Source organism: Klebsiella sp. OBRC7 (assembly GCF_000293135.1).
Lineage (GTDB): Bacteria > Pseudomonadota > Gammaproteobacteria > Enterobacterales > Enterobacteriaceae > Klebsiella > Klebsiella michiganensis.
The window spans coordinates 1-24,715 of record NZ_ALNJ01000028.1 but is presented as its reverse complement, the minus strand read 5'-3'; the positions used below and the strand labels follow the sequence as shown (position 1 = coordinate 24,715).

Genomic DNA, 24,715 nt, shown 5'->3' with positions numbered 1-24,715 from the left:
AGTAAGTAGAGTTGGATGTTTTTTATTCATTGATACTACACACGGAGTTCAAGATGGCTGTTAGAAGAATTAAATATGCATATTATGATCCTGCATGGGATAAAACTACGATGTCTCTTGCTGCACTGACTCGTACTGAGATTGGGCCTTTAGAATATACTTCTGAAATGAGGGGGCATCTTCATTGTCCATCATGCTATGAGTCATTGATACGTGTTCCTAACGATCCGTCAATCAGTATCATGCCTCACGATAGAGAGGCCTTGTTTAGACATCTACCTGATAGAGATCATACCGCACCTCAATGCATGTTAAGAAGCGGCATCATGGTTGGTAAAAAATATAATTCTGAGGCAGAAGCACTTCAAGCCATTGAAGACGAAGATATTATAATTATTAGTGGGTTCATGCAGGAACGAGCGAATAACTATGCCAGAGATCCTGTCGAGGGTGAAGACGAACAAGTTGAGACTGACTATGAGAGTGAAGATGGACCTGCAATAGATGTCCCAATATCTCGGCATGAGGGACAAACCTTTAATGTACCCAGTAAAATAACCAGTGTAATGTCTCTTTGTTCCAATTTTCGGCGTAATTTCTATCGTGACATTCATATATTAGTCGATGGGGAAGTGAAACATTACGTGTTGAGTGAATGTTTAACTGACGCAGCAGAGATAGCAGAAGAAAATGACACTCCAAACTTTTATTTTGGAGAAATTGTATCAATTAGAAGATTTGATCATACCAGTCATGTTTTTTTGAGACACCCACGATTAGCAGGTAATGTTGATTTTAAAATTTCTGCAAGCAATGAAGACTTGGATGCAAGAGGGATCACCGCAGCTAATGCTCAACGTAGGATCTTGGTTTTTTTTGGTAAAATAAATTCTGTTGGTGCTGGTTATTGGTCTCAAAATAAAAAATGGGGAGAGATTTCACTCCTACCAGAAAAATATGAAGATTTTTTACGTGCCAATTATGAGCGTGAAGAATAAATAACTAACGGGTGATACTATTTTGTATTACCCATCATGACTTTCAAACTGGACATTTTTTATCTGCGCGCCTTCTTGTTGTCAAATGTTCAGATCGTAGGTCTGATTAACCTCATCCTGCGTAATGTCGAGGTACGTCATGGTGACCGATGGGCTGCTGTGGTTCAGCATTTTGGATATTGTCTCGATAGGCACACCACGTTCCCATAACGCACGCCCGCGACACTTGCGGGCGCTGTGTGTCCCGATGTTTTTATCCGTGACCATTTCCCCGGCCTCACTGAATGCCCTGCTGGCTGACTCTCTGGTGACTGGCCTCGCAGTCTGACTCTTCACCCGATTTGATCGAGACTGAAACAGAAAAATATCTTCGGGATATGCCGCACGGCGGCGGTTGATAATCTTCCGTGCCTTCTCGTTAATCGGGATTACCCGCGCTTTTTTTGTCTTGCCCTCTGTGATGCGGATCTCCGTCCCGGCAACGTCTTTATAGGTCAGTGCCAACAGATCACTAATGCGTAACGCCAGGTTGAGATTGAGCGCCCAGGCGTCTGCGTAGGTCTCATTGCGATACCTCAAAACCTTCTCAATTGCCGCTGCTTCCTCCAGCGTTGGCGCGTTGGTTTTTGCCATAATTTGTGTCTCCGTCATCGTTCCTGTGAATGAATTATTGATCACAACACGATCATTTTAAAGGTGTTTTTTGATCATTTTTGTTAGGTCACAAAAAATGTAGAGGATACCCCACCCCCGCCGGAGAGACACACCAACAAGGGCCATGCCGAAGGCTGGCAGGTCGGAAAATATCTACTGGTGAACTCTTAGCAGGGTTAGTATCTTCGGACTTGGAAAACGGTTAAGTGCCTGCTTGGCTGGTTCAATAAAAATGAAACATGTTTTTGAAATATCTTGACAGCTGAGTGATCGAGTCCTCGCCCGGTTCCTGGTCGCCTGGCTGAACTTCGTCAACGTATGCAAAGAATTGAATTTTCATTCACATTTCGGCTTGTTCTATTCATCTGGTGACTGCATAAAACCACGATACGGCGGTGGCAGAGACGGCAAGGCGATAAAAGTTATTATTATTCAGTTGGTTGCTTGTATTCCTCCTTGCTTAGGTCACACTTGAATACAGTGTGACCTAACTCAGGGGGTCGCTTTTCCCTCTACCTGATAAGCAAGGTTTCCCCACCACATGACGCCAGGCGCTGGCGATGTGTCCCGGTTCCCGCCTTTGATCTTTGCCACATCCGACAACATTTCCGGCCTCAGCCTTTGCACCATCCGGCAACCCTTCCCACGCTTCACCAGAAACCCTTAGCGGCGTTTGCCGTCACGATCTGAATCACGATAACCGCAATCACAGCGCCCTCCAGAGCGCGTCCCGTGAGCCTGAAAATCGGGCTGAAAAGCGAGGCGATTCTCATCGTTTCTGGTTTTTTGGCGAAGAATTATTTTTTGCAGAGAAATGGGGCGTAGTGGGCGGATTTGGTTTAGCACCGCGATGAACAGGTAAGCCACAATATCGGCAGACAGAATTGACGAAGCCGCAATTGGCGCGGCGCTCAGACCTGAACGTTATGTACTCAACACCGTAGCGAAGACAGCCACTTGACCACGACCCCGCCTGGGTAATACCCCAACCTGGCCCGACGGGGTGGGGCATTTAGCCGCATTTAATAGGTATTATTACGCAATTATTTCCCGCCAAAAATCCAACCGATGATCGCACCAATGACCGCTGTCCGGGTTTCACCTGCTGCACCTTTGAGGACGTTGATTATGGTATCGCTGGCGCCTGGTGCTTGCTGCTGAAGCAACTTCAAGCCGATTGGAGTTAACTTCGCGGTGTAGTCCATGTCGGTTGATGAGATTATATCAATGTAACCCATATCCCTTAGAGCCAGTAAGGTGTTACGCAGTAGCTCGCTGCGCTTGTTATTCCAGCCCCAGTCCGAATAGTCAAATTCTGAGTGGAATGGGTAATCCGCGAAAAGTTTCACCAGAATTCCTGTCGCCATCTCGTTAAAGCTATCTTTGCCTTGGATGATTTCCATGCTGTTTCCTTTTGTTCACTGATAGAACGAGGTTACTCAGTTACGGGAGGAGCTACCAGTCAGAAGTCATCGGTAATCAGTTCATATGAAAAGCCGTTTCATCGGTAATGGTTACAGATGAGACATCGGTAATGGTTACGCACCAATAAGATCAAATTAATAAGATCAATAAAACCAATAAGATCTAAAACACCATGCGTTCTTCCCTGGCCGTGAAGAACTTACGCAAGGTCACACCTGCACATCTTAAGATTGCCATTGCGATGGCTATCTTTCTTATTGGTCTCGTTTGGTTGCTACGCTCCGCGCTTTGCGATATGCATCGCCCACGGTGTCCGGCTAATCTCTCCCTGACCGGGAGAGGCCAGCCACCTTTGGGCAGCAAGGGCGACAGCCCGCGCAGCAATTTGGAAACTGTCACGAACACGTAGTGTGAGAGTCTATTGGGGCCGCGAGGGTGTGCGACTTATGCAACACCCGTGCCAACTATACACAAAGCCATCAAATCCTTAACGAGAGGGGCCTACGCGACGCTGTAACACCTCGGGTAATACGATGTAGCGGATAGACATCAGGACGTAGCAGAGAGCGATACGGAGCGTCTCAGTGCGTTAAAAAAGAATTTGACATTGAAATCATACGTGTGTCATATTAAGATGAAGAAATCAGTGTATGCCTTGGTTGTGCTTGCTATTCGCATGCATTCCTGATACAATGGTTTTAACAAATAAGGTGCATTGCCGCCCGGTGATGGCTCCTGACAAATGGGTACAAATGACCTCCGAGAATAATTTCAATAACTCAACGGAGAACCCAAATGAACAAACCGAAATCCCAACGCATCACCCCAAACGCCATGACAGGCGAGCAAATCGCAGATGCGATCCTTTACGGCACGTACACAAAAACCGCACTTTGGTCTTTCATCTCCAGAAATGGTGGAGCGGATGCGGCACACGCTAAGTACCCGCAGCTTGCTGTTGCACTTCATATCCTGAAACAGGAAAGGAAAAAGGCAAAGAGCGCCCGAGCGGTCAAGGCGATCCTGAAACCGCTATCCCGCCAGTTTGCTGATGGTCAATCCCTGACTGAGATTCTGGCCCCGGTGCTCCAGGGTTGGCGCTGCTTGTACCGTGAAAAACTCAATCTGGATATGACGCCCGAGCAGGTGATCATGTTCCTGGTTGCCACACACGGTGTGGAGAACCTGGAGCAACACGGTTATAGCGTTGCGGGCGTTTTCCCGACTGCGGCGACAGCGTGATCCGGCACAGTGCCGGGCTATCAGATCACTGAACAAACGTTAAACACATAACCAAATGCAGGCTATAAGGCCCGCCGAATCCTGATCGCCACCCGCGATCGCAGGATCAAATCCGCATGTCTGACAAACAGGAGAAAACGCCATGAAACTGACGTTTAGCAATTCAACGATGGACGTAATCATGCAGGAGTGCCGCAGAACCGGGACGCCTGTTGCAACGCTCATCAATAGACTCGTGGATGCCGAGGCAGAACGCATCCGAACAAACATGAAGAATCCCATTGAAGGAGAACACTATGACCAACAGAGCAGCAGAAAATAAACCAGAAATTTGGATTGAAGAGGATCGCCGCCTTTTCTTTGCAGAAAGCGTCACTATCAAAGCAACTGGTGAGTGTTTCAAGATTGAGGACAAACTTGCAAAAATTCACACCTATATGGTGGATCAGTACAACAGCTACCGGAAAAAGGAGCAGTCATTCTATGAAGACCAAAGGGACATCGCGACTAAATGCAAATGCACACCAAAAACCCTTGGTAAGTGGATAAAAGTTCTCGAAACGCTTGGTTTACTCGTCATTGATGAGAGTCAGAAGAGTCATTCATACACGGTGCGCTCAGTAGTGAGCCAGGAACACAACCTGATTTTCTATTACCCGAAACTGTTAAATGGTTCACCGTCCTACGATCATGAAAAAGCACTTGAGCGGCTGAGGGCAAGCCGTGGAACCGGTGGGGAAACTGACGATAAGGTTATCCAGGTCGATTTCAAAAAACAGACAAAAACACCTGAGCCGCAGCCCGTCGTTGTGGAAACTGGCTATAAACCCCCGACTATACAGAGCAAAGGGACGATCTACACTCCCGAGCAGATGGCCCGCTTTGCTGCTGAGGAACGTACAAAGTATGCCGATGGTGGCACACCTTTTTAATGATGAGGACTAATGAACAATGATGACCGTAACGGCGTAAGCGCCGAACCAGCGTCACCTGGTGACGTTAACGAAGTTAACTCGCGTCAAGCGGGCTGTACCGAACCAGAGCCACTCCCAGATCCAGAATTACCCGACCTGACTCGCCTGTACAAGCGGCGTTGCCGTGATGGCGATATCATGCAGAAGTGCAAACACCTTTTAATCGCTGGAATGCTTCCTGGAAAGGTCGCGCTAATGCTTCGTCTGCCGCTGGAAAAGGTACAGAACCTTTACGACAACAGCTATAACCCGCGATGCAGGCGCTTTGCTAAGGCCAATTCCTACCAGAACTCCCGACTGGCCTTTACCAGTTTTAACGAGGGGGCTGATTTAAGCGCCATATGTACGGCGCTGGGATTGTCGCTGTACTGGGTGGTGATGTCACTCAGGCAGAATGGCGTCACCGATGCCGCAATGGCTCCACGGTTCCCTCCATACGACCATCCGCTATGCGTTGAATATCGCCGGGTGTGTGAGCGGAAGGCCGCGAGCCGTTTTAAAGCGATTCAAATAAACCCGGTAAGACGCATCAATAAGAACCAGGAAGGCAAGCCAGGGCCACGAACAAGGCCGCAACCGTGAGTCAGATCGCGACGGCCTGATAGTTCCAGCATTGAACCTACTCGACATTTTACCTTACCTGCCCATCATCTGGCTGGCGTACTGCTGCGCCCGTGACGGGCTGGCCCTGTACAGGAACCATAAGAATGAAAACAACATTGCAAAAAGTCAGAGACGGCATTGCCGCAGCGCTTCTGGGGAAAACTCCAGAGCAACTGGAGGAAGAACAGCGGCAGGACGCTGTAAAAAGCGCCGTTGATGACTATCTGATCCGCCATCCAGACTGGAAACCAACAACAGCGCCCGCAGTTGCGCCAGTGACCGACAGCAAAATCAAAATGCGCCGCATTATGAAGACACTGGGTGCAGGGGCGGGAGGTTTTACTCCGCACGAAATAGATCCTGAAATGCTTCGCTTGGCGAGGGAGAAATGCCGCCAGGTTGTCGCCGCCGATCCGGCAGCGTACTCATACATTATCGAATCGGCACCTCTCCGTGACCATGAGATGGCTTGACCATGAAGGGAATTAACGTACTTACTAGTACGAATTTCGTTCAATTCACAAATGAATCGTTAAGTCAACAGATTTGACGAAAATTATGATTGCACTTTCAATAATAACGTGTTAAAATTATATGCAAGGTGATTAATGTCTCGAAAGAGACTGCGTACTACTGCCAATTGTCGCATTTAATCTCCTCTCAGGCGCTGGCCTCCGATACGCTTTGCACGAGCCTCATCGCTTCCCAGCGCCGCTTATTCATTCAGCCGGGCAACAATCCCGCTGAACGCTAAATAATTCTGCCGTGGTATTAGCCTGCCGCGATGGGATTTGCCAGCGGTCTAACAACCGCACTACGTCCCTCTCCTCAGTGGGCCATCTTGCCATGATGCAAACTGGCATTGAGCGCGTCACGTTTGGGACTCCTTGCCCTTCAATGGATGTGCCGCCGCTCCCTTCTTCCCAGATCAGAAAACGAACAATAATAAATGTCTGTCTATTGTCCTCCGGGGCGGTATCTCCTGCCGCCTGGTTTTTCTGACATCTGAACACCGATACAGCCGGATGGTTAGCCCCTCCGGCTTCTCTTTGGCCTGAGTCCGTCAATTCTGACGGCAGGGCCGCAATATGGCCTACGGGCCGCTATAGCGGTGATGCTTCGACATCATCGTAAAACGACCAAACAACTTTATGGAGTGATCTTTATGAAAATGGGCGAATCCCAACGCACCTTTAATGATGTCGTGACCTACCAGGCCGACGCTAATTTTGCAGTGAAAACAATCAACATCCCAAACCTGGCCGTCGAAGTGCAGCCCGGTTCGGTCATTAAGGCCGATGGAACCGCATTTACCTCCGGCAACGATGCATTACTGGTTCTGAGCCATCACCGCGCCGGAAATGATGCGAACATCATCGTTGCTGATCGTGGCGTCTACATCCGCCCGGAAACAGTGATCGCCGTTATGGGGACATCAGTTGGTGCTGCTGCCCTCGCTGCCCTCGCTACATCCGGCAATATCCGCGTAGATCAGGCTGACGCTCAATAATTTTACCGATAAGGACATCACAACATGGCTCTTACAAAAGATTTTTCATACGTCGATTACAGTTCGACCTTTGCTAACGTTCCGGCTCGCAACCGTATCTTAACCAACCTGAACATTTTCCAGCGTGACGTTACTGACCAGTTTAAAACCAGTCTGGACATTCTGAACGCTCAGGCTGACACCATCGCTCCAGCAGCGAATCGCTTTTCCAGCGAATGGGGAAGCACACCGAAGTCAAAAGCAGCTAACCATTTGATCGAACTGCCGTTATTCCCCACCCAGGATGTGATCACGGCAGCAGACGTGCAGCCATTCCGTAAAATCGGATCTTCGCTACAGGCCAACGTCCTGGACGCTGTTACTGCTAAAAGCCTGGCTCACTATGAACGCTTTGCGGCAAGCCGTGAGCGTATGTTTGCTGAAAGCCTGTTCCGTCATCGCGTCACCGATATGGAATACACCGCTGATGGCCCGATCCTGGATTGGTCAGAGGAATTTGGTTACGACCAGAGCACCGGAACCATCTACACGGGGGTTGCCGCTGATCCGTTAGAATCCCTGTCCGATGAGGTCAGCGCCATGAAGCGCCGCATGGGTGGCCTTGCTTCCCTGCTGAAAGGCATCTACCTGTTCGCGGGTTCCAACCTGTTCAAGAAGCTGCGTTTTAACCCATCGGTGCGCCAGCTTGTACAGTATGGTGTCCTTGACCCTGATGGCCTGGTATTCAATAAAGAGATCAACCCGGCATTCAGCTATTACGTCCTGGATAACGTGACCGTGGTCGAGATGTCCGATACCGATTTCTACGGCATCGGGGCAGATCAAGGCTTCATGGTTCCGATATTCGAGAAGCCGTTAAGCGCTGATCAGGCATCTCCATTTACCAATTTGGTGGGGCCAACGAGCCGCAACCTTGAGCTTGCCTTCGCTGACGTGGTGGATTTCCGCATCTATAGCAGCACCGATGCGTATAAGAACATTACGCTTTCCAGTGAGTTCAGCCTGTTGCCGATTTGCTACCGCCCGGATCTGGTGACCGCCATCACCAACGATGCTTCGTAATCAGGCGAGGCAACAGCCCAACGGGATAAAACCCCAGGGGCTAACGGTTTTGGGGCGGTGATTGCCGCCCTCCGCTATTATGGAGAGGTAAAAATATGCAATTGAAGATTCTGGGCGTTGGAAACTCGCCGCTGCTGTCGGTCAAGGTTAAGACGCTGGACGATGCCGGGTTGCTGAACGTGTCAGCGCTCGCCAGAAAGTTGGGAGTACACCGCAGCACCTTTTTATCACGCGTGGCGACGCATGGTCTTGAAGCCGCGATCTTGTACTACGCCACTGAACAGAAATTGAAAAATGTGAGCTAATGCCGGACGGGAAACCGCCCGGTTTTTTTATGCCTGCAATCCGGCGATATCGTAACGGATTAACTCGACATATTTTGATAGCTCCACTGGTGATGCAGCATTTTTTGAGTATGTCTTGAACGCCTCTGTTTTCCCGCGCTCATGGCCCATCAATAACGCGATCCTGTCTTCTGGAACCTGGTTCCGGTCAAGCTGCTGGGCCACTTCATGACGTAGCGAGTGATAAACCTTCCGTTCCGTTTCAACTTCACCCAGCGCCTGTCGTTTAGCCCGTGTAAAACGCTGCGTATGCCACGTTGAGCGCTTGCCGTCTGCACGATCAATGATCGACGCACGGTAGAAAAGGAAGCCGTTATGAGGCTCCTGGAGAAGTGACTCCACCAGATCGATAATGCGGCTATGAACCGGGATGATACGCGCCGCTGATTTGGTCTTGCCTTCTGTGACCTCGAAGCAAAGGACACCCTCGATTTTTCGAATGTTCCCTACCAGCAAAGAGCAAATCTCATTCAGTCTCATGCCGCTATACATGCCGATCAGAGTCACCGCTTGCATCTCTTCGTCATCCCCCAGAGCTGCGAAGACCTTCGCCAGTTCCACATGGGTGAAAACTTCGTAGCTTACCTTGCTGCTTTTAGCTTCCAGACCATGACCACGCCAGGGGTTATCCTGTGGAGCGTCGTGATATCGGTTACGGGCTAAATCCCAGATTTGAGCCAAGGCGCTAATATAGTTTTGAATCGTCTGGGGCGCTCTCTCGCTTTTCAGCCTATCCAACCAGCCAGTAACTATGGTTCGGTTAACATCCCTCAGAGGAATATCGCGCTTACGAAGGTGGGACAATAAGACCTCGACAGCCTTGTTCGTCTTTGACAGGGTGGTCAGTTTACGTTTCTCGCTGAATTGCAGAATGTACTGATCCCGCATCGCCAGAAGAGAAGGGCAAGCCAGCACTTGAGCGGGGAAGTTCAATTGTGTGGGCTGTGTGTCCTTTGCTTGTTTGCCGATGCCTCGAAGTTCATCAAGGATTAGCTCCACCCGTGAACCTGAACGTACAGGCTTAAGCTGATCGCGCAGCTTGTACCATTCCAATGCGATGGCATCCCGGAATAGGCGTGCCTGACGAATGTCGCGAGTCGCTGTTGACCTCATGAAGTATGTTTTATTGCCGAAGTGTGCCGCCATGTATGCCGGGACAGCTATGCGTACCATGTACACTCCACACGGATCGAGAATCAGATAACGATCGCGTTTGTCCTTCGGTTTTACCCTCTTGTGATCCATGTAAACCCCTGCTATTTTGCTGGGGCAATCTGTTGGCGAAATTGGCTGTACGAACCGTAGGTGCGTAACAAGTTAGTGATGATAATCAATGACTTGTTAGACGCAGTTGATTCAAAATCAACCGTAGAGATACGTGCCGGTTCGAGTCCGGCCTTCGGCACCAAGTGATGCAATAATTAGCTACCTAAGGGTGGCTTTTTTTGTGTCCATTTTCGTCCAAATTCGTCCATATCCGTCTGTAATTCAAAGGTAATTTATTTTTCGGTAATAACCATTTTTATTTTGCGGTCTTTCCGTGTTGGTCATTTTTCATCCATTGACATCCACACGATTTGGGGGCCAAATTGGGGGCTTAGACGTAGTTCGATAATAGTGAGGCCCCCAAATGGCACTAACAGATCGCGCTATAGTCCACGCCAAGCCTTGTGGCAAGCCGTACAAGCTCAGTGACTCGCATGGACTTTACCTGCTGGTTAACCCTAACGGTTCAAAACGCTGGTACATCAAGTACCGCTTTGTAAACAAAGAGAAAAAGCTCGCTTTAGGCCCTTATCCGCTTTTGACGCTTGCACAGGCAAGACGCATGCGTGAAGAGGCCCAATTACTGCTGATTTCCGGCATCGATCCGAGCGCACACCGAAAGGCTGAACGCCTTGCTATAACGCCGGAACATACGTTTGAGTCTGTGGCACGCGAATGGGTCACCAGTAACGTAAACTGGTCGGCGGAACATAAGAAGCGGGTGCTGCGTTACTTCGAGCTTTATGTGTTCCCCACGAACGGCAGCTGTGACATCACCAAAATGAAGGTCAAAGATCTGCTGGTGCCCATCAAGGAGGTGGAGAAAGCGGGCAAACTGGATGTTGCTTCTCGTCTCCAGCAACGTACCGCCTGCGTGATGCGCTATGCGGTGCAGAACGGCATTATCGATCATAACCCTGCATCAGATTTAACCGGCGCGGTCTCTACGCCCAAAGTTCGTCATCACCCGGCGTTGGATCTGAATCTTATCCCTGATTTCCTGGATAGAATCGATGATTACAAAGGCCGTCAACTGACTCAACTGACGGTAAAGCTGGCGCTGCTGCTGTTTATCCGCTCCAGCGAACTGCGCTTTGCCCGCTGGGATGAAATTGACCTGCGTAACGCCATGTGGACCATCCCCGCCGAGCGTGAGCCGATCCCCGGCGTTAAATATTCAGCGCGTGGGGCGAAGATGCACTCCCCACACTTGGTCCCATTGTCGCGTCAGGCCATCGAACTGCTGCACGAGGTGCGGCAGCATTGCAGACCGGGAACTGAGCTGGTGTTCCCCGGCGATCACAATTACCGCAAACCGATGAGCGAAAACACCATCAACAAAGCGCTGCGGGTGATGGGCTACGACACCCAGAAAGACGTCTGCGGCCACGGTTTTCGCACTATGGCCTGTAGCGCGCTGGTGGAGTCAGGCCTGTGGTCAAGCGACGCGGTAGAGCGCCAGATGAGCCATCAGGAGCGCAAGCGCGTGCGTGCGGCGTATATCCATAAGGCGCAGCATCTCGAAGAGCGCCGGGAGATGATGCAGTGGTGGGCGGATTATCTGGATGCAAACCGGTTCAGGCATGTGGTGCCGTATGGCTTTAAAAAGTCGCCGGGAGGCACACTCGACCATATGAGCTTCCAGGAGCGTAATGACCGGCAGCTAGAGGAGCTGAAAGCCAGAATACTGGCCGACTCGGAATGGCTGACGGCGTCTGAGTTATCGGCAAAAGCGGGTTTCCGTTCTGCCGATCCTGAGGCAGGCCCGAAAGGCTGGAAAGCCGCCGGGAAGATATTCTCGCTGAAGGTCGACGGGGAGGATTTGTACCCGGATTATGTTCTGGATGAGAAAATGCGGCCTCTCAAGGTTGTCCGTTTGATTCTTTCACTGTTTAAGGAGCGTAAAACACCGTGGGGGCTGGCTATCTGGTTTGGCTCGGCCAATCGCAGGTTGCGCGGAGGGAGGCCGAAAGATCTGCTGGTATCAAAGTCAGAGTTGGTACTGCTAGCGGCGCAGGATGAGGTGGAGTCGTGGGCGTCGTCGAAGAGGTTTATCTGACCAGCTTTCTCGAGGAAATCATTCTATATGATTCCGGCCTTATGATACCGAAAACCATCACGGCAGATCTGCACCATCGCCCAACGACTGAGGCAACAATATCACGCGTATCATAGGTGGCCAACATTAGCTTCCGACAGTTGTTGCTGCATACTATTCATTAGAAAACGGACTGGTACGAACAAATACCGCTTTGTGGCGGCAATTACGCCGCCCCTCTGTAATTTTTCCCCTGTGCGTTTGGCATCGGCATACTCGCACACACCCGTGCATGGCCTGAAGCATAGTGATGCGTTCGCTGGAGCTTCGGCTGCAAATGTTCTGCTCTTTGACCGGGCGTTCATCAACGAAAATACAAGTAATATTGTGTATCTCCTGACTTTAGCGTTACGCAATAGCAGCGGTTTAGCACCATTAAGGTGATTACTTTATCGTGACCTTTATTGGTAACGTATCCACAAGAGCTTGATCTGTGATTTTGAATTTAACGAAAAGCATGCGTTACTTAAATGTCGTTAAAAATCAATTAATTAAGTTTTGATTTGGTTCTTGTTTGTGTTGGTAACGCATATGCGTTACTATGTTCTAAACAGTTTGGGGGGGGTATCATGAACCAGATAATTTCTGATGCGGTTTACTTTATTGAGCACGAATTTTTTATCAATGCATCCATAAAGGATGACATTAGCGATATTCTTCCTTTTCAATTAAAGAATAAAGCACATGCTTATACAGTTCTAATAGAGGGGAACCCCTTCCTGTTTATAACTATCCAAAATGATGAAGTTCTAAGTGTTAATAGCCAAATCCATTTCAAAAGACTACATGCAAGGCTGGGTTATCCAATTGTTCTTGTAGCAAGAAATCTAAAGTATAAAACGAGAAAAGAACTAGGCGATTTTCTTGCAGGATATATTATACCTGGCGAGTTTCTTTCGATACCTTCAATGTTTATCAAGAAAAAGGCTAAGCCTTTCGAACTTGAAAATACTATTGTCGATAATGAAAAGCCATTTGGTGTTATTCCATCGTATATAATAAGTTATTACTTATCAGGTTATTATGACGATTGGTTTAATAGTTTTGATATTATGAGCATTTTCGATGTATCTAAAATGGCTATATCAAGGGCCTTACGTGAGTTACAGAGTAATGGACTGATAATTCAAGATGGTAAAGATAGGTATAAGTCCTATAGGTTTATTATTAGTAAATATGATATATGGAATATTTACAGGTACAGAATAACCCCACTATCAACTGGTTTCATTCCCGTTTCTGTGGATGGTCTACATAATAGAAAGTACTTCGCCTCCGGCGAAACTGCTCTTAGTAATTATTCTGATTTATCACCACCGAACAAAGAACAATTGGGGATTTATCTAAGTTCGAACGAACGGTATCTTCGAACTATTTCACCCGCTACAATTGAAGGTGAATCATTGTTCAAAGCTATTGGATTATTGGGAGATAGTAGTAATAACATCGGTATTGAAAGCTATTACTCCGACGGTGAAGCGCTTGTTCAGGTTTTTCCATATGAGCCGGTTATTATAAACAATTGTTTAAATGATGTTTTTCTTGCTCTTTCAAGGTTTAATAAATTTGATGTTAGAGTAAGAGCATCTTATCAAGAGCTTGAGAAAAAAATATCTTTAAATCTATCTGGTAATGAAAGGAATACATGATGGTTGATTTTGGATTTTTATCTGATTATATGCGCGATTACCAAGATGACTATATATTGATCGGTGGTAATGCTTGTGCATTAAATTTTAAAGAGGAGGGTTCTTCTTTCAGGGCAACGGTAGATTTAGATGTCGTCCTGATTATTGAAGGTGATAATCAGAAATTTTATGAACATTTGAGAGCTTATTTATCAGAGCATGATTATATCGGGAGGACATATAATGGAAGTAATACCGGAGGGTCATCTTATCGATTTGTTTTACCAGAAGATAATGTTAAAAGTGATTTACCTAAGCAAATAGAATTGTTCACTAGGAAACCTGATTATTTTGATACTTCTAAGTCATCTAAGCCTCATATTACACCAATACAAGTTGATGGTAATATTTCAAATTTATCAGCAATCCTTCTGGATGATGATATATATAGTTTTATACGGGGTTCTAAAATATCAATTGATGATGTTAGCACAGTTAATTTAGAATGTTTATTGGGGCTTAAATCGATTGCATGGCATGCAAATCAAGAGTTGTTTGAAAAAGGTATAGTAGAAAATGAAATTACAGTATGGAAACATGCTGCTGATATTTTAAGTATCGTTGGTATTATTGAGGATAAGCAATATATTTATCCTAGTGTAATCTTTGATAGCCTGCAATATTCAAAACAGAGATTTAAAGAATCTGATATATATAAGCATATCACGGTTTCTCAAGATGACGTAGAAAATGCGATCCACTTTATCGAAAACAATGTTACTAAATAATTAAGGTAATTTGTTATTTAACCATTGAGATGGATAAGTCGTTCTATTTCGTATTATAGGCTGGAGACAACGTTTCACTATTCATCTTCCAGCCTTTGCTGATTCTCTGTTCCATAAACCATTACCATTTCCTAATTTAGTACATCCAGCACTTCCATCAGTGCGGCACTTTTCGCCCTGAGCAGTGTGTCATCGAAAAGATTTATTAGAGCGGCTTTCTCCGTGAAATCATTCAGCCGGATCCTTGCTTTTGGGTATCGGAAAACATCACGCTAGATCTGATACTGCGCCGGACGGCAGCGACACATAATATAGTGTATGTCTTGATGACTTGCTCCCCATTGAGTGATATAGATTGATTTAGCAAATTATGCGCTAGGCACAAAACGGTCTGAAAGAGATGAATAGATCTGCTATGAGTGAGAAGTAAGTCTGCCTTCAAAGAGATGCTGATTTACCTTCTGATGAGTTGAGAAAAGTTGGGTGTCAGACATGAATAGTCTTGGACTATAAACACGCCTTATCACATCCGTGTTAATACAGGCAAGAAATTTACGGGAGCCTACCCATATGTTTAAAAAAACGTGTTTTATCGACGTATAGCAGAAACGTGTAGATGTCATAAACATGTTTTGGGTATATGTTAAAAAATGCTTTTTATCGACATATCCTCGATGGCTTGACGCAGGCTTTCTGGATTAGCCCATTAAGAGACTTCTTCTCCACCAACATGTTTTACAATCACTCCTCTATCCATGGCTTTTCTTTAGGCGTACCGACCTTTAGATGATACGAATGTTTGACAAGCTTAAGTAGTCTTTTGAAACGATGGCGAGGTATCTTGGCAACGCTTGCAAACGTGAAAAATGCCCCTATTTCATGGCTAATTAACCGCTAAACTCTAGCCATGGAGGAAACTACCGATGTTACCCCGGACACACCGCCAGCTCGTGAGCGTTGAAGTGATGTGGCCTGCTCAGACGCTACCACTTCCCCTGCAACAGGTAGTCGAAGCATTGAATCAGGGCGAAACGCCCGATCAGATTATTATCCGCATGAACCAACGGGGTCTGCTGGCGTGGCGTGAGGATGCATCCGCGCAGGATACACACGATATCTTTCAGGTACGTCTGGACAACCAGAATGAGGCGCGGTTTCTTTGCCGCTACGTTACGCTGCCGCTGCACTGATGCTTTCAAATCTCCTTGAGAGATAAGTGCTTTGAGAAGCAAACTGCCTCATCTTTACCCACATACGGGCCATAGTTAGCGATGCGCTGATAGTTATGCTTTACATAAAAAGCAACTGCGTGGGTATTAACTTTACGGGTTTCTAGCCTGATTTCGTTATATCCAAGCGACTTTGCTTCACCTTCAAGATACCGGAGCAATGCTGTGCCTGTTCCGGATGCTTTATTGACGGAAAACATTCTTTTCAATTCAGCAATATTTTCAGATATTGGCCGGATCGCCCCACAACCGATTGCCTCGCCATTTTCATCTTTTGCCACTACCCACAGCGCTCGATCAGATTTCATGGTATCGATGTTAAAGTTGGTCTTTCCGCTATCGCCAGTTATCTCAGCCAGCGTCGCGGATAGCATTTCGATAAGATACAAAGACTCTGGCGTGTCGGGGGCAGATTTTTCTATTAATATCATTGGATTAGTTAATGGTGCTTTTAGTGTTTATTCGTACTGCTAACCTAATTTAATCCTCGTAAATTAAATAATACGAAATAATTATTACGCTCGCTCTGGTGTTATTGCGCTTTTGGCCGTTGTGCATACAGTTTTGCAAGGGGCAGCGAAGACCCTATGAGGGCATCATGGTTATTCCATTGCGGGAACCAGCTTCAGCCACGGGTTATTCACCGGTATTATCTCTCCAAGCACCCGCCCAGGAGCCTCCATCAGAAACCCTTTCAACTGACTATTTTTCTTTTGTGGTGCGCAAACCTCGCAGGTCCAGATAAAACTGTCATCATTACAGCGCAGGGCCAGCCCTGACTCCTGAAACATTCGCTGTGCCAGCTTCCAGCCGTCGCCGGTGTCTCCAGTGGTTTCTGATGCGTATATCTTAAAGATCCCCGGCGAAATCAAGAAAAGATGGTTTTCCACCACATGTACCTTGCCGTTCCGGGTATTCACCGTGGTTGAAGGACTAGTGTGGTTCTTCAGCCACTGCAGGAAATTGTTATTGTCACCAAGCCTCGGGTCGTCTGCTATCTCCGGTAACGGTTGAGTCGGTGCGCTAAGTTCAGGGGCGGGTTCGGCTTCAATTATCGGCGTCACATCACCATCGAAACAGGCCGGACGTTGATCATCCTGCCCCCAGATTACAGACGGCGTCAGGCGCAGTAGCGTCAGCGGTTCAACGGGCGACCAGCCTTTATCCGATCGGATAATGCAGCGCCAAATCGCTTTATCTTCGTTGGCAACAATAAGTTGATGCGTCAGCAGTTCGTCAAACAGGCGGTTATTGTTTTCCGGTACGCTGGCTACGCCATGCTGGAGCAGCCAGGCGCGGACCCGGTCGGCGGTGGTTTTGCTGATAAGCCACAGCGCATCCTCCGTCAGCCAGCCATCGGATCCGCATTCGGGATTATTGAGCCGGTACTCGTTCTGTACCAGCGACCGTAAGGCTGTAAGAAGCTGCTGTGGGAAGGACGAGGGCTTTTGCGCCAGCGCGGTTTTGATATTGCCGCCAAGGTATCGGGCGACAGAGGCTTTATCGGCCTGCTGTATCAGTTCAGCCAGCGCGCCAGCCCGTTCGTAGTGTCCGGTGAGCTGATAAATCAGGGACGCAAAAGCCGCCGGGTATCCGGCCAGCCAGTCCAGTAATGGCGAGGGTAGCAACTGATTAATCAACATTGCGCCAGCCGCCGGATGCAGATGATAGTCGCGACCGTGGCTCTGGTACTGCCAGCGATAAGGCTGCGCCAGATTCCCTTGCCACGGATGCCAGTGCGCGCTATCACGTTGATGAATCGCCATATCCACGGCGATTTTTCCCGTATCGTGCAGCAATGCTGCGCAGACCACCGCGACCGTCCATGCACTGGCCTGCCGGGCTTGTTCTTCCGCGCCCGCTTCTGGTGGCAGCAGATAACCCTGGCGTAGCCGGATGGCGTTGCAGGCAACCTCCAGCGAATGATCCAGTAGCCCGCCGGGAATGGAGTGGTGATGACTTTGGGAAGCGGGTAGCAGTTGCACCAGTGCGGCGAAGCGGTGAATCGCCGCGAGGATCCAGCTTTCAAACAGGGGATCCGGCAGGGGGGTCATTTGCCGTAACTGGTGCAAACAGGACTGGCGTAGCGGCGTCGCCAGCAACTGTTCTGCGGATAGTGGCGCAAACCAGCCCTCCGGCAGAGCAGCGTCTGGCGCAGGTGGCTGGCTTTGGGATGATCTTTGTAGCCACTTCAGCATATTTCCCCTTTCCGGGCAGGCCCCTTTGCCCTTGTTGCCCTTCCTTTGCAGTTTCTCCCTTTGGGCCTTTTGTGTGTAACAGGTTTTTTTGTCAGCCAGGAACAGTTAAATATTGTGCTTATCTCAACGGACAAATTTTGTTCAATATGGTACTGGTGGCTGAAATAATGCGATTGGTGAGGCCAATGTTATGGTGCGAGTGAACCACACAGCGTTGGATGGAAAAATAGCAGGTAATTTGTGCACTTTGATTGATGAGGAAGCACTGGCGCAGGCCAGAGGGCAATTGGTTGCACAGGGCTGGCTGACAGCAGATGAAATATCCCTGCTGACGGATTTTACTCCTGAACAGTTTGCTAAGTGGAAACGCGAGGGCTGTATTTTCTCGGTACATAAAAATGGTGTAGGGGAGGCATTTCCTGGTTATGCGTTAGATGAAAACTTGCGGCCATTACCGGTGATGAAATCGATTCTGGATATTCTGACAAAGGTGAAAACACCATGGGGCATAGCCGAGTGGTTTGCTACCTCAAATGATTTATTGGCAGGCAAGATGCCGGAGGAGATGCTATCGCACTATCCGGCCAATGTAATTCAGGCGGCGGAAGCTGAAGCATGGCAACTCATTAATGGTGCTGAATAGACTTAGTCAGGGCATATTATTTTTCTCCGACCGAGTATGAAATGAAAAAAGTGACCGACGTTTTGTCGGCCACTTTAAAATTACCACCAGGCATAAAACATCAGCCTGTCTCGCTCAAAATCAAACGTCTCCAGCGTCTCCTTCACCCAGTGGGTGACGGCGCGAACGTCTTTCCAGTAGTGTTCTCCATAATCGGTATACCCATAGAAAAAGCCGTCAATCGTCGGATAAACCGCGCCGCAGTTATCCGGCGTCAGGCTCTGCAGGTCGCTCAGAAGCGCCTGCAAATGTGCTTTTGTGACTTCTAACAGCACCTGGTTGCGCACCAGCCCAACGTGTTTATCCACCCATTTGAGTAACGGGTTCACCTTGCGGAAATAACCCACTCTGGCGTACTGGCTTTCATCGGGCGCGTTTTTTGCCCGTTCGAAAAAGAAGAGATCGAGTCCCATATATCACTCCAGAAAAAAGGGGAGCAACTCCCCGACGGGGAAGACTCCCCGTGCGAGTGGGCTGTCAGGCGCTAAGCTGACAGGGTTGTGGTACAGCGTTGAGCAGCCATTCACTGGCGTGGCGCGCCATACCGCTGGCGCGGATCATTGCCCGCTTGTCCTGGCGCAGGATATCCAGCCAGTAGCCGATATAGCTGGCGTGCTGGAGCCTGCCCTGAATGCCGCAATGGGCGCACAGGAAGGCGCTCCCCATCTCCGCCACTAATTCTTCAGCGGCGTAGAGCGCTTCGGTGCGTTCCGCTCCGGCAATACCGGGGCGGTTGAGGCGTGAAGCGTGTCCGGTAGCGTGCGTCAGTTCATGCAACAGCGTGGCGTAGTACGCCTCGCTGCTTTCAAACTGCTGCGGGTGCGGCATCATCACCAGGTCGGTCGCGGGTTTGTAATACGCTTTCGACTGGCGGCGATGGCGCAGCGTCACGCCGCTATTCTTCGCAATGGTTTCGGCCATCTCCACAGGCTCTGCGGGCCGGGTAAACGGCTCAGACAGCGACTGCGGCAGGCCGTCGCACTGCGACAGGTTAAACAACCGGAACTCGCGGATGATCCCGAAATGCCGTATCTGCGGCTCGCCGTTTTCATCAAGCAATGGCTGACCGAGAGCGTCGGTCTCTTCCTGCGTGCGCGGCAGATACAACACCGCCAGAGAGGATTTCTCGCCCCGGCGCACTTGCCCGCCGAGCGCGCTGACCTGATGGAACGTCAGCCAGCGGTCGCTGGCAAAACTTTGCTTGTCGGCGCTGTTCCACAACAGCGGCACGTTGATGCCGTGATACGGACGACCGGATAACGCATTGATCGGGAACGGCGGCTCGCCATCGCGCCACGGGCGGATCCACGGCACATTGCCGTTTTCCAGCTCAGCAATAATCTGGTCGGTGACTTTCTGGTAGATATCGTTGCTTCTGTCCATTGTGCGATCCTCATGGAAGAAGCCGGAGCTACCTCCGTCCGGAGGCGACTCCGGCGGGGAGAGGTTATGCCTGTTCAGCCATCGAGACCTGCACATAGTGGCCGTGATAGTTGAGCGACAGCGGTAATGCGACAGGGACTTTCATATCGCCCTGCGGCGGCTGGCAGTAGATCGTAAAGGTGACTTTCTTGCGGGATGCCCCGGCGGTGCGCAGGGTCAGCAGTACGGCGAGCAACAGATTGCCCAGCCGTTCTTCCACCTGCTGCGGGTCGGCGGGAAATTCCACAGAGGATTGCCAGACATCAGGGGCGATAACCACCGGCATTAACGACGGTTTTTTATCGAAAAGCGACATGGTGTTTCTCCTGTAAATGAGCAGGGAACACCCTTCGCAGGGCGTTTCCCTGCGGGATGGAATGGTTCGTGTATCCTGCGCATCTGCGCCGTTCGCATCTTCCGGATACATGGCGAACTTACTGCATGGCTGACGGTAGTGTTTTCTGCGCGGATGATAAAAGGGAGGGGAAAATCATTACCGGGGCTGAAGAGTTTTATCGTTCCTGAAATGTGAACGCAGGCAGATTGATGCGCACGCATCGCTCAAAAAACGATCTTTTTCAGGCGGATACTGAAATCAGAAAAGCATATGACCTTGAACAGTAATCACAATGACTGGAGGGATATGCTAATGAACCAACAAGATATAAACGCATTGAAGAATTTTGATTTTCTGGCGCGCAGTTTTGCCCGTATGCACGCCCTGGGCCAGCCAGTGGATATCGACGCCGTGACCGGCAATATGAGTGATGAACAGCAAGCATGGTTCCGGGAGCGATACGCCCACTACCGAGAGCAGGCTGAGCGGGCGAGAGTGATAGAACTGCGGTGATATAACGAACAACGGGCTTAACGGCCCGTTGCGTTTTTTCAGGCTTTGAAAATCTGTTTACGGTGCCAGCCGACATACTGTTCAGCAGGCCACTGCGTTTTGTCATAAGGGAGGAATAACTGCTGGCCGTCCCGCTGCCAGAACAGATGGTCTACCACCGGACTGCGACTGACGCCGCCGGAGATGCGGATGGTTATACTCTCATCCAGCCCAAACGCCCCCATATCAAACGCGTCATGGTGTAATGTACAGAGCGCCAGGCCATTGTTTACCACGCTCGGGCCACCGTAGGCTTTCCAGTGAATATGTACTGCTTCAATGCCAATCAGCGCCCCATCCATCCGCAGATCATAGCCGCAGAAAGCACATCGGGAATGATAGGCGCAAAGTACGATCCCTCTGATGCGAGTTTCGTTTATTTTGTTTGTTTCGTTTATTGCGTTTTTCGTTTATTTCGACTACTCTTTACTTGCTTGAGTGACAACCGCTAAAACATAAACCCGTAATGACTATCTAAACCCGTAATTAACAGTGTGATTTGAAAGTTTAAAACTAAACCCGTAATAACATATATCATTGATATTGAATACTATTTAACTTAACTCGACCAACTTTAGAGAATACTATGACAAACTCATTTCTTGACAGCTTGAGCCTACCAGCTCCTAAGGAAATTGAGGCGGCAGTCCGTGGACAGAGAGAACTTGCAACCTACCTGTCAACCAAGCTTGAAACACAAAAAATTTCTATTCAGGATGCAGACAATGTATCTCACCAGATTGAATTACCAACATCCTCCCTGACGTTGCTAATGGCCATCTTGGGTGAGTTGGCTGCGGGTAACGCAGTACAAGTTGTTCCGGTACATGCTGAATTAACAACGCAGGAAGCAGCCAATATTCTGAATGTTTCACGGCCCCATATGGTGAAACTTTTGGAAGACGGCGAGCTGCCATTCCATAAAACGGGTCGCCATCGCCGCGTACTTTTTGCTGATCTGATGAAGTATAAAGAGTTACGTGATCAGAAAAGCCAGAAAGCCATGCAGGAGTTGTCCGACCTTAGCCAGGATCTAGGACTGTACTAATGAACCACTCTCCATATCCCGTAGTTTTAGACGCATGTGTACTGTACCCATCGCTACTGCGGGATCTCTTGATGCGTTTGGGGCTAAAAGGATTATACCAGCCAAAATGGACTGCTGAAATTCAGGATGAATGGCAGCGCAATTTGCTTCATGATCGGAGTGATTTAACTCCAGAGCAAGTAAAGCGCACAGATCAACTGATGAACGAGGCTATACCAGATGCAATGGTCACGGGTTATGAAAACTTGATCGCTAGCATCGAGTTGCCTGATCTAGATGATCGCCATGTTGTTGCAGCTGCAGTGCGATGTAATGCAGAAGTGATTGTTACGGCTAATCTGAAAGATTTTCCAAGGGAATGCATCGCAGAATTTGATGTTGAAGCTCTTCATCCGGATGAGTTTATTTCAGATCTGTTTGACTTAAACCACGCATTAGCGCTGCAGGCTGTTGCAGAGCAACGCGCTAACATGAAGAAACCGCCCAAGAGTGTGGATGAGTATCTAGAAGCGTTGTTACGGCAGGGGCTACCTATGACCGTGAAAGCATTAGAGAAATACAAGGCTATTTTATAAGCCTTGCTCTCTCCCTTGTCTTAAGGGAACAACTCTTACGTAATGCCCCTGAACAGAGTGGCACGCATTATTACGTCTTAACCTACCCTTACTCATGCTATCTCGTTTTCCCCCACACACGCGACCGATTGTTACAGCGATGAGGATCTATCAAGCGCTAAGCGCTGTCCGCGGGGGATGATAGGGAGCGGACGATAAAGACGACGTCACCGGGAAAGTGGCAACTTAATGGCTCTGATTGCGGATCAAACTTCGTACAGACTATTACGGTATCAATAATAATCAAGAATCTGGTTTCTCTGGGCGAGAGTTGGGACTTATTATTCTAAAATCCAGACTGATGTACAGGATTTATCCGCTATAGAGGTTAGAGGCAATTTATCCTCTAAAGGGGATAAAGCATATAATCGATGATACCTGTGAAGCTCGCGGTCTCAGGCTTTGAAAATCTGTTTACGGTGCCAGCCGACATACTGTTCAGCAGGCCACTGCGTTTTGTCATAAGGGAGGAATAACTGCTGGCCGTCCCGGTGCCAGAACAGATGGTCTACCACCGGACTACGACTGACGCCGCCGGAGATGCGGATGGTCATACTCTCATCCAGCCCGAATGCCCCCATATCAAATGCGTCATGGTGCAACGTACAGAGCGCCAGGCCATTGTTTACCACGCACGGACCACCGTACGCTTTCCAGTGAATATGCGCCGCTTCAATACCAACCAGCGCGCCATCAAGTCTGAGATCGTAACCACAGAACGCGCACCGTGAGTGGTAAGCGCGAAGAACGATATCCCTGAAACGCGGATCGCGGTTCCTGGAGCGATCGATAAAATCGAATCCCAGTTGGTTGGCCAGGATCCGCTGAATACTTTCCGGGAAGCGATCGGTGAGGATCTTCTGGGCCAGTTGGTCGATCATCTCAGGGTGGGCCAGCAATTGCTGGTAAGCCGCCTCATCGAAGCCGCCCGCCACCTGGTTATCAATCAGTTCTTTCTTTGTCGGCTGAGTATTGCCCTTGCGCGGTTTGCAACCTTCTGCGTGAGCGATCTCCCAGAAGCCGTCTGTTCGCAGCCGCCAGAATGGCATATTGGGATAGTCGGTGCGTCGCTTGGGGCCAAACTCTTTCAGCAGGCAAGTAAGCGGTTCGTGGATTTCCAGGCCGTAGTTAAACAGGCGTGGATGGCCTGCTTTGTACTGCGACAGTACGTACAACAGCAGCAGCGGTTTATGCGGCGCGCATACCTCGCCCTGACGCCAGACAGAGACGTTAGCGATGGCGGATTGCAGCGTTTCTGGAGAGATCATAAGAATAAACCGGGTAACAGGCTGATGTTATTGCGATCATGCTCGCAAAAGCGGTGAAATTCAATTGTGGTTCGTCACGTTGATGAGAATGAAATCGATGCTTTATGTCTGTAACTCTGAAAGGTAAACTGCATCCACAGGAGTTGTAAACCACGCATCGCTTAAAAGCCGATACGCAAAGCCGTGCGTACAAACGCAGGAAGGCATATGACCAGTCGCCCCCAGATGATAATCAACGTGTTACAGGCTAATCCCGGCCAGCAGTTCACTGCTCGCCAACTGGCGCAGAAAATCATCGATCACTACAGCGCAGAACTCGCTGAAAAACGTAAAAATCCACGTTTTGTCAGCGATGAGGATTTTTTAAGCCAAATCACCGCTGAGGTTGGTGGCAGTCGAACTGTTAAAGCGAAAGCTATGTGTCCGCAGGTGATGACGCGTGATAAGCCAAGACCACGGTTGTTTTATTGGGGGGAGTCTGTGGTTGAGCAGGCGGATGCTAATAATGTAGCCCCCGAACCAACAGTTGAAACTGTTAGCTTTACCGAGCATTCGTTGTATCCGATCCTGATTGATTATCTTTCGCAGGAAGAAGGGCTATTGTGCCGTCGTATTGACGAAAAGCGTTCAAGCAACAACAAAGGGTTGGGTGGCAACCATTGGCTTTATCCCGATATTGTCGCATTGGAGCCTCTTGATAAAGAGTGGGATGATGTGGTGCAAAACTGTGTTCGCCATAGTGAAGGGCGTTTGACACGGCTGTGGTCTTTTGA

The 24,715-nt window shown here is 48.9% G+C and carries 26 protein-coding genes and 2 pseudogenes; 18 read left to right on the top strand and 10 right to left on the bottom strand.

The window, feature by feature from the left end; all coding sequences use genetic code 11:
• Nucleotides 1-53 precede the first annotated feature (53 nt).
• Nucleotides 54-998 carry a hypothetical protein gene (locus HMPREF1144_RS07360; protein WP_009652361.1) on the top strand — a complete coding sequence of 315 codons (945 nt, stop codon included), beginning with the start codon at nt 54-56 and terminating at the stop codon, nt 996-998.
• 81 nt (nt 999-1,079) lie between these two features.
• On the opposite strand, the gene HMPREF1144_RS07355 is transcribed toward HMPREF1144_RS07360, so the two are convergent.
• Both HMPREF1144_RS07355 and HMPREF1144_RS07350 read right to left on the bottom strand, forming a co-directional pair.
• Entirely contained in the window at nt 1,080-1,631 is a 552-nt protein-coding gene (locus HMPREF1144_RS07355) for a tyrosine-type recombinase/integrase (protein WP_009652312.1), read from the bottom strand.
• Nucleotides 1,632-2,695: 1,064 nt separating this feature from the next.
• A complete protein-coding gene (locus tag HMPREF1144_RS07350; protein ID WP_009652288.1) occupies nt 2,696-3,055 on the bottom strand; it encodes a hypothetical protein in 360 nt (119 codons plus the stop codon).
• Between the two features lie 817 nt (nt 3,056-3,872).
• Between HMPREF1144_RS07350 and HMPREF1144_RS07345 the strand changes: the two genes are divergently transcribed.
• The 8 genes from HMPREF1144_RS07345 to HMPREF1144_RS07310 all read left to right on the top strand — a co-directional run bounded on the left by HMPREF1144_RS07345 (nt 3,873) and on the right by HMPREF1144_RS07310 (nt 8,773).
• The gene (locus HMPREF1144_RS07345) at nt 3,873-4,319 is read left to right on the top strand and encodes a hypothetical protein (RefSeq protein WP_009652371.1); all 447 of its coding nucleotides are present in this window, start codon (nt 3,873-3,875) and stop codon (nt 4,317-4,319) included.
• Between the two features lie 142 nt (nt 4,320-4,461).
• On the top strand, nt 4,462-4,641 hold the full coding sequence (locus tag HMPREF1144_RS07340) for a hypothetical protein (RefSeq protein ID WP_009652315.1): 180 nt from the start codon (nt 4,462-4,464) through the stop codon (nt 4,639-4,641).
• Nucleotides 4,616-5,251: a DUF6945 domain-containing protein gene (locus HMPREF1144_RS07335; protein WP_009652362.1), complete on the top strand. Its 636-nt coding sequence runs from the start codon at nt 4,616-4,618 to the stop codon at nt 5,249-5,251. The genes HMPREF1144_RS07340 and HMPREF1144_RS07335 overlap by 26 nt, the downstream gene beginning before the upstream one ends.
• A gap of 12 nt (nt 5,252-5,263) precedes the next feature.
• Nucleotides 5,264-5,875 (top strand): hypothetical protein, encoded by a 612-nt coding sequence (locus HMPREF1144_RS07330; protein WP_042927205.1) that lies wholly within the window; start codon nt 5,264-5,266, stop codon nt 5,873-5,875.
• A 125-nt stretch (nt 5,876-6,000) separates the two neighbouring features.
• Nucleotides 6,001-6,369: a hypothetical protein gene (locus HMPREF1144_RS07325; protein WP_009652328.1), complete on the top strand. Its 369-nt coding sequence runs from the start codon at nt 6,001-6,003 to the stop codon at nt 6,367-6,369.
• 692 nt (nt 6,370-7,061) lie between these two features.
• The gene (locus HMPREF1144_RS07320; protein WP_009652339.1) at nt 7,062-7,406 is read left to right on the top strand and encodes a hypothetical protein; all 345 of its coding nucleotides are present in this window, start codon (nt 7,062-7,064) and stop codon (nt 7,404-7,406) included.
• Nucleotides 7,407-7,430: 24 nt separating this feature from the next.
• Nucleotides 7,431-8,468, top strand: a complete 1,038-nt coding sequence (locus HMPREF1144_RS07315) for a major capsid protein (protein WP_009652292.1) — start codon at nt 7,431-7,433, stop codon at nt 8,466-8,468.
• A gap of 95 nt (nt 8,469-8,563) precedes the next feature.
• Nucleotides 8,564-8,773 (top strand): hypothetical protein, encoded by a 210-nt coding sequence (locus HMPREF1144_RS07310; RefSeq protein ID WP_009652344.1) that lies wholly within the window; start codon nt 8,564-8,566, stop codon nt 8,771-8,773.
• 27 nt (nt 8,774-8,800) lie between these two features.
• Here the strand turns inward: HMPREF1144_RS07310 and HMPREF1144_RS07305 are convergent, their stop codons facing one another.
• Nucleotides 8,801-10,057, bottom strand: a complete 1,257-nt coding sequence (locus tag HMPREF1144_RS07305; RefSeq protein WP_009652367.1) for a site-specific integrase — start codon at nt 10,055-10,057, stop codon at nt 8,801-8,803.
• A 385-nt stretch (nt 10,058-10,442) separates the two neighbouring features.
• Between HMPREF1144_RS07305 and HMPREF1144_RS07300 the strand changes: the two are divergent.
• From HMPREF1144_RS07300 to HMPREF1144_RS07285, 4 genes and pseudogenes are all read left to right on the top strand, one after another.
• Nucleotides 10,443-11,687: pseudogene (locus HMPREF1144_RS07300) on the top strand (tyrosine-type recombinase/integrase); the annotation flags it as partial.
• Nucleotides 11,688-12,745: 1,058 nt separating this feature from the next.
• A complete protein-coding gene (locus tag HMPREF1144_RS07295) occupies nt 12,746-13,825 on the top strand; it encodes a hypothetical protein (protein ID WP_009652337.1) in 1,080 nt (359 codons plus the stop codon).
• Nucleotides 13,822-14,592 (top strand): hypothetical protein, encoded by a 771-nt coding sequence (locus tag HMPREF1144_RS07290; protein WP_157214906.1) that lies wholly within the window; start codon nt 13,822-13,824, stop codon nt 14,590-14,592. Before HMPREF1144_RS07295 ends, HMPREF1144_RS07290 begins: the two co-directional genes overlap by 4 nt.
• Nucleotides 14,593-15,515: 923 nt before the next feature.
• On the top strand, nt 15,516-15,782 hold the full coding sequence (locus HMPREF1144_RS07285) for a hypothetical protein (protein WP_042927201.1): 267 nt from the start codon (nt 15,516-15,518) through the stop codon (nt 15,780-15,782).
• A 5-nt stretch (nt 15,783-15,787) separates the two neighbouring features.
• Here HMPREF1144_RS07285 and HMPREF1144_RS07280 read toward each other — a convergent pair whose 3' ends face one another.
• Both HMPREF1144_RS07280 and mobH read right to left on the bottom strand, forming a co-directional pair.
• Complete coding sequence (locus HMPREF1144_RS07280; RefSeq protein WP_009652345.1) at nt 15,788-16,252, bottom strand: GNAT family N-acetyltransferase; 465 nt, start codon at nt 16,250-16,252, stop codon at nt 15,788-15,790.
• A 171-nt stretch (nt 16,253-16,423) separates the two neighbouring features.
• Nucleotides 16,424-18,019, bottom strand: a complete 1,596-nt coding sequence (gene mobH / locus HMPREF1144_RS07275) for a MobH family relaxase (protein ID WP_009652351.1) — start codon at nt 18,017-18,019, stop codon at nt 16,424-16,426.
• A 190-nt stretch (nt 18,020-18,209) separates the two neighbouring features.
• On the opposite strand from mobH, the gene HMPREF1144_RS07270 reads away from it, so the two are divergent.
• Entirely contained in the window at nt 18,210-18,662 is a 453-nt protein-coding gene (locus HMPREF1144_RS07270; protein WP_049106853.1) for a hypothetical protein, read from the top strand.
• Between the two features lie 80 nt (nt 18,663-18,742).
• On the opposite strand, the gene HMPREF1144_RS07265 is transcribed toward HMPREF1144_RS07270, so the two are convergent.
• The 3 genes from HMPREF1144_RS07265 to HMPREF1144_RS07255 form a co-directional block, all read right to left on the bottom strand.
• On the bottom strand, nt 18,743-19,114 hold the full coding sequence (locus tag HMPREF1144_RS07265; protein ID WP_009652327.1) for a hypothetical protein: 372 nt from the start codon (nt 19,112-19,114) through the stop codon (nt 18,743-18,745).
• Nucleotides 19,115-19,178: 64 nt separating this feature from the next.
• Nucleotides 19,179-20,084 (bottom strand): ArdC family protein, encoded by a 906-nt coding sequence (locus HMPREF1144_RS07260; RefSeq protein WP_009652290.1) that lies wholly within the window; start codon nt 20,082-20,084, stop codon nt 19,179-19,181.
• A gap of 64 nt (nt 20,085-20,148) precedes the next feature.
• Nucleotides 20,149-20,439 (bottom strand): hypothetical protein, encoded by a 291-nt coding sequence (locus HMPREF1144_RS07255; RefSeq protein WP_009652355.1) that lies wholly within the window; start codon nt 20,437-20,439, stop codon nt 20,149-20,151.
• Between the two features lie 327 nt (nt 20,440-20,766).
• Between HMPREF1144_RS07255 and glgS the strand changes: the two genes are divergently transcribed.
• Complete coding sequence (glgS, locus tag HMPREF1144_RS07250) at nt 20,767-20,973, top strand: cell surface composition regulator GlgS (protein ID WP_227500426.1); 207 nt, start codon at nt 20,767-20,769, stop codon at nt 20,971-20,973.
• A 38-nt stretch (nt 20,974-21,011) separates the two neighbouring features.
• Here the strand turns inward: glgS and HMPREF1144_RS07245 are convergent, their stop codons facing one another.
• Entirely contained in the window at nt 21,012-21,410 is a 399-nt protein-coding gene (locus HMPREF1144_RS07245) for a phosphorothioated DNA-binding restriction endonuclease (protein ID WP_343505261.1), read from the bottom strand.
• Between the two features lie 188 nt (nt 21,411-21,598).
• Between HMPREF1144_RS07245 and HMPREF1144_RS07240 the strand changes: the two genes are divergently transcribed.
• Both HMPREF1144_RS07240 and HMPREF1144_RS07235 read left to right on the top strand, forming a co-directional pair.
• On the top strand, nt 21,599-22,060 hold the full coding sequence (locus HMPREF1144_RS07240) for a helix-turn-helix domain-containing protein (protein ID WP_042927199.1): 462 nt from the start codon (nt 21,599-21,601) through the stop codon (nt 22,058-22,060).
• Nucleotides 22,060-22,635: a putative toxin-antitoxin system toxin component, PIN family gene (locus HMPREF1144_RS07235; protein WP_042927197.1), complete on the top strand. Its 576-nt coding sequence runs from the start codon at nt 22,060-22,062 to the stop codon at nt 22,633-22,635. Before HMPREF1144_RS07240 ends, HMPREF1144_RS07235 begins: the two co-directional genes overlap by 1 nt.
• A gap of 434 nt (nt 22,636-23,069) precedes the next feature.
• On the opposite strand, the gene HMPREF1144_RS07230 is transcribed toward HMPREF1144_RS07235, so the two are convergent.
• Nucleotides 23,070-23,942 carry a phosphorothioated DNA-binding restriction endonuclease gene (locus HMPREF1144_RS07230; RefSeq protein ID WP_009652363.1) on the bottom strand — a complete coding sequence of 291 codons (873 nt, stop codon included), beginning with the start codon at nt 23,940-23,942 and terminating at the stop codon, nt 23,070-23,072.
• Nucleotides 23,943-24,149: 207 nt separating this feature from the next.
• On the opposite strand from HMPREF1144_RS07230, the pseudogene HMPREF1144_RS07225 reads away from it, so the two are divergent.
• Nucleotides 24,150-24,715 (top strand): annotated as a pseudogene (locus tag HMPREF1144_RS07225) (HrgA protein); the annotation flags it as partial.

Coding starts and splice junctions, on each gene's coding strand:
- HMPREF1144_RS07355 (WP_009652312.1), bottom strand. CDS start 1,631: ATGGCAAAAACCAACGCGCCAACGCTGGAGGAAGCAGCGGCAATTGAG.
- HMPREF1144_RS07285 (WP_042927201.1), top strand. CDS start 15,516: ATGTTACCCCGGACACACCGCCAGCTCGTGAGCGTTGAAGTGATGTGG.
- HMPREF1144_RS07320 (WP_009652339.1), top strand. CDS start 7,062: ATGAAAATGGGCGAATCCCAACGCACCTTTAATGATGTCGTGACCTAC.
- HMPREF1144_RS07235 (WP_042927197.1), top strand. CDS start 22,060: ATGAACCACTCTCCATATCCCGTAGTTTTAGACGCATGTGTACTGTAC.
- HMPREF1144_RS07230 (WP_009652363.1), bottom strand. CDS start 23,942: ATGATCTCTCCAGAAACGCTGCAATCCGCCATCGCTAACGTCTCTGTC.
- HMPREF1144_RS07280 (WP_009652345.1), bottom strand. CDS start 16,252: ATGATATTAATAGAAAAATCTGCCCCCGACACGCCAGAGTCTTTGTAT.
- glgS (WP_227500426.1), top strand. CDS start 20,767: ATGCTAATGAACCAACAAGATATAAACGCATTGAAGAATTTTGATTTT.
- HMPREF1144_RS07360 (WP_009652361.1), top strand. CDS start 54: ATGGCTGTTAGAAGAATTAAATATGCATATTATGATCCTGCATGGGAT.
- HMPREF1144_RS07305 (WP_009652367.1), bottom strand. CDS start 10,057: ATGGATCACAAGAGGGTAAAACCGAAGGACAAACGCGATCGTTATCTG.
- HMPREF1144_RS07290 (WP_157214906.1), top strand. CDS start 13,822: ATGATGGTTGATTTTGGATTTTTATCTGATTATATGCGCGATTACCAA.
- HMPREF1144_RS07270 (WP_049106853.1), top strand. CDS start 18,210: ATGGTGCGAGTGAACCACACAGCGTTGGATGGAAAAATAGCAGGTAAT.
- HMPREF1144_RS07330 (WP_042927205.1), top strand. CDS start 5,264: ATGAACAATGATGACCGTAACGGCGTAAGCGCCGAACCAGCGTCACCT.
- HMPREF1144_RS07315 (WP_009652292.1), top strand. CDS start 7,431: ATGGCTCTTACAAAAGATTTTTCATACGTCGATTACAGTTCGACCTTT.
- HMPREF1144_RS07340 (WP_009652315.1), top strand. CDS start 4,462: ATGAAACTGACGTTTAGCAATTCAACGATGGACGTAATCATGCAGGAG.
- HMPREF1144_RS07260 (WP_009652290.1), bottom strand. CDS start 20,084: ATGGACAGAAGCAACGATATCTACCAGAAAGTCACCGACCAGATTATT.
- HMPREF1144_RS07255 (WP_009652355.1), bottom strand. CDS start 20,439: ATGTCGCTTTTCGATAAAAAACCGTCGTTAATGCCGGTGGTTATCGCC.
- HMPREF1144_RS07310 (WP_009652344.1), top strand. CDS start 8,564: ATGCAATTGAAGATTCTGGGCGTTGGAAACTCGCCGCTGCTGTCGGTC.
- HMPREF1144_RS07240 (WP_042927199.1), top strand. CDS start 21,599: ATGACAAACTCATTTCTTGACAGCTTGAGCCTACCAGCTCCTAAGGAA.
- HMPREF1144_RS07265 (WP_009652327.1), bottom strand. CDS start 19,114: ATGGGACTCGATCTCTTCTTTTTCGAACGGGCAAAAAACGCGCCCGAT.
- HMPREF1144_RS07325 (WP_009652328.1), top strand. CDS start 6,001: ATGAAAACAACATTGCAAAAAGTCAGAGACGGCATTGCCGCAGCGCTT.
- mobH (WP_009652351.1), bottom strand. CDS start 18,019: ATGCTGAAGTGGCTACAAAGATCATCCCAAAGCCAGCCACCTGCGCCA.
- HMPREF1144_RS07345 (WP_009652371.1), top strand. CDS start 3,873: ATGAACAAACCGAAATCCCAACGCATCACCCCAAACGCCATGACAGGC.
- HMPREF1144_RS07295 (WP_009652337.1), top strand. CDS start 12,746: ATGAACCAGATAATTTCTGATGCGGTTTACTTTATTGAGCACGAATTT.
- HMPREF1144_RS07335 (WP_009652362.1), top strand. CDS start 4,616: ATGACCAACAGAGCAGCAGAAAATAAACCAGAAATTTGGATTGAAGAG.
- HMPREF1144_RS07350 (WP_009652288.1), bottom strand. CDS start 3,055: ATGGAAATCATCCAAGGCAAAGATAGCTTTAACGAGATGGCGACAGGA.